This is a genomic window from Petrotoga halophila DSM 16923 (genome assembly GCF_002924615.1).
Genome location: NZ_JALY01000137.1, coordinates 1 through 2917, shown reverse-complemented (window position 1 = coordinate 2917; position 2917 = coordinate 1). Strand labels below are relative to the sequence as shown.

4 protein-coding genes are annotated in these 2917 nt (G+C 33.3%); 2 read left to right on the top strand and 2 right to left on the bottom strand.

Annotation, left to right across the window (positions count from 1 at the left end; translation table 11 throughout):
* Positions 1 to 480, top strand: a 480-nt coding sequence (locus AA81_RS06590; RefSeq protein ID WP_146050355.1) for a sulfite exporter TauE/SafE family protein, incomplete at its 5' end; no start/stop codon positions are given.
* A gap of 2 nt (positions 481 to 482) precedes the next feature.
* Here the strand turns inward: AA81_RS06590 and AA81_RS06585 are convergent.
* Entirely contained in the window at positions 483 to 1820 is a 1338-nt protein-coding gene (locus AA81_RS06585; RefSeq protein WP_103898592.1) for an alkaline phosphatase family protein, read from the bottom strand.
* Positions 1821 to 1949: 129 nt separating this feature from the next.
* On the opposite strand from AA81_RS06585, the gene AA81_RS06580 reads away from it, so the two are divergent.
* Positions 1950 to 2198 (top strand): CopG family transcriptional regulator, encoded by a 249-nt coding sequence (locus AA81_RS06580; RefSeq protein ID WP_233186668.1) that lies wholly within the window; start codon positions 1950 to 1952, stop codon positions 2196 to 2198.
* 97 nt (positions 2199 to 2295) lie between these two features.
* Here AA81_RS06580 and AA81_RS06575 read toward each other — a convergent pair.
* Positions 2296 to 2917, bottom strand: a 622-nt coding sequence (locus AA81_RS06575; protein WP_103898591.1) for a fumarylacetoacetate hydrolase family protein, incomplete at its 5' end; no start/stop codon positions are given.

Below are 2917 nucleotides of genomic sequence, written 5' to 3'. Positions count from 1 at the left end.
GCTTATATTTTGACAAATATAGACGGAGACAAAATCAAACCGTTCATTGGCATCTATTTATTGATTATGGGGATAAGAATATTGTACAAAGTTACCACCATGCATAAACATTCAGAAGAGAAGATTACAAGAAGGAGGCATTACTCTATCTTAGGTCTTTTAGGAGGCTTTTTCGATGCCATTGGAGGTGGAGGATGGGGGCCTATCGTTACATCAACGTTAGTTTCTGATGGAAAGAATCCGAGAAAGACTATAGGTTCAGTGAATGCTGCTGAGTTTTTTGTTACTATTTCTGAAGTTGTGGCATTCTTTGCCTTGCTATCACAATTCAATTGGAGCGTTATTATTGGATTAATTATTGGGGGAAGTTTGGCAGCTCCAATCGCCGCTTTGATAACCAAGAAAATTCCTGCTAAAGTGTTGATGATTTCTCTTGGTTGTATTATTACTTTTCTAAGCATTAGAATGATCGTATTTTAATTTCAATCAGACAAATAATTATAAACTATCGAATTAAAAAAATCGGTAATTTTGTTGATTTTTAGAATTTTGTTGTTGCTTATAAAAATCCCGTAGCTAGCGTGATTGGCATCATCAGGACCAATGTCATTGTCGTATGTGTAAATGCTTTCATTACCTATGCTACCTTGACATCTCCAAGATAGATCATCAAAGTAAACAATCAAATCGGGAGGAATATTATTTAGCTTATTATAAATTTTTTGGGGTTCATACACGTTTGTATTCATCTCATTTCCATCTTCATTCTTAATGTCTTTCAGCTCTTGTATAAGCTTAGTTTTGAAATTATCTAATTCATTTTTTTCAATTACTCCCAAAGGTTCCCTGCCTTTTATGTTGAAAAATAGCTTGCCATGGTAGCCACCATTTCCCCACACCTTGGTTTTATTCCAATCTATCTTTTTTTCTCTTATCAATTTATTTATAGAAACGGGCTTTTTTGGATACTCCTTTAAAACCAAATATCCTTTCTTAATGAGCCAATCGTTAATGGCTATGCCACCGTACATAGGTTTTATGCCGTGATCTGATACTATTATAACGTCGAAATCGCCGTGAATACCATTCAAAAATTCTCCTATCTTGTTGTCTAAATGAATATAATAATCTCTAATGGCAGAATTAAATCTACTTTTTATATGTTTTGGATGTTTTTTATCGTGCAAAGCCCAAAATCCGTGGTGAATTCTGTCTGTCCCCATTTCAACCATTACAAATAAATCCCAGGGTTTGTTTTTTGCTAAATAATTCGCAATTTTAAAATGATTATTTGTCATTTCGTAGATATCTTTTAATAGTCTTTCTTTATCTTCGGTTCTAAAATCATATACATCAAAAATGAAATTTCCTGTATTGGCTAGTAATTCATTTTTTAAATATTTTGGATAAGTATAATTGGATTCAAAAGAAGGCGTTAAAAATCCAGTAATCATGTTTCCTTTCAAGGCAGAAGGAGGGTAAGTTAACGGTACGCCTATCACGATGTTTTGTTTGCCTTTTTGTGTAAAAATATCCCACAATTTTTTATATTTCACGCTTTTGGAAGAAACCAATGAGAAAGAGTGATAATCATAATTTTGCCTATTTGTAAAACCATATATTCCAAGCTCACCAGGATCTTTACCTGTAAACATGCTCATCCAGGCTGGAACGGTTATTGGAGGGATAGTTGACTCTAATTCATTGTACACTCCATTTTTCATAATTTTTCTTAAATTGGGTAAATCATCGAAAAACTCATCAAAGATTAAATTTGGTGAAGCACAATCTAATCCGATGATTACGATTTTTTTGTTCATTAAGCCACTCCTTTTAAAGAAGCTATAGACAAATAATAACACAAAGATCTTTCAAAAAGAAAAACCTTTGATTAATCAAAAACGACGTGATATAATACAGTTAAAAGAAACATTTGGAGAGTGACTTTCATGTCTGATAAGGTGACCTTAAAAATACCAAAACCGTTGTATGATAAACTTAAATCCATAATAGAAAATACTGGTTATTCCAGTGTTACAGAGTTTGTTGTGTTTGTGCTTAGAGATTTGGTATCCTCTGAAGAAATCCAGCAAACCAAAAAGAATAACAAATCCACTAACCAAATTGAAACATTGACTGAAGAGGAAATAAAGGCGATCAAAAAAAGATTGAAGAATTTGGGTTATATAGATGAATGATATCAACTACTCACTGCATCTATAAGCAGCGGGTAGATGTAGAATTTTATGTTTCTCATCGTAGATTGAGAGGATTTTTTCAATAGAATATTTAAAATTAGTTTATAACATTATTTTCTAGTATCCCTATTTTCTCTATTTTAACTGCCACCTTATCTCCAACATTCATTGGTCCCACACCTGAAGGTGTACCTGTGGCAATTACATCACCGGGATATAAGGTCATTATTTTTGATATGAAACTTACGAGTTTTTCCACAGAAAAGATTAATTGGTTAGTATTTGAGTTTTGTTTGATTTGATCGTTGAGTAAAAGTTGAATATTTAGGTTACTTGGATCAATATTTGTTACAATTGTGGGACCAAAGGGCGCAAAAGTATCAAAGGATTTTGCTCGTGTCCACTGTCCATCTTTCTTCTGCAAATCCCTAGCGGTAACATCGTTAAAACAAGTATACCCTAGGATATGTTCTTTTACGTGGTCTTCTTCTATGTCTTTGATTTTGTCTTTAATTATAACCGCAAGTTCTGCCTCATAATCTACTTGATTGCTCATTTTTGGGTATATAATACTTTCTTTTGGTCCAATCACAGCCGTTGACGGTTTTATGAAGAGAACCGGTTCTTCTGGGATTTTGTCCTTCATTTCTTCCGCATGATCTCGATAGTTTAAGCCAACACAAACGATCTTGCTAGGATTACAAGGAGCCTTTAACGTA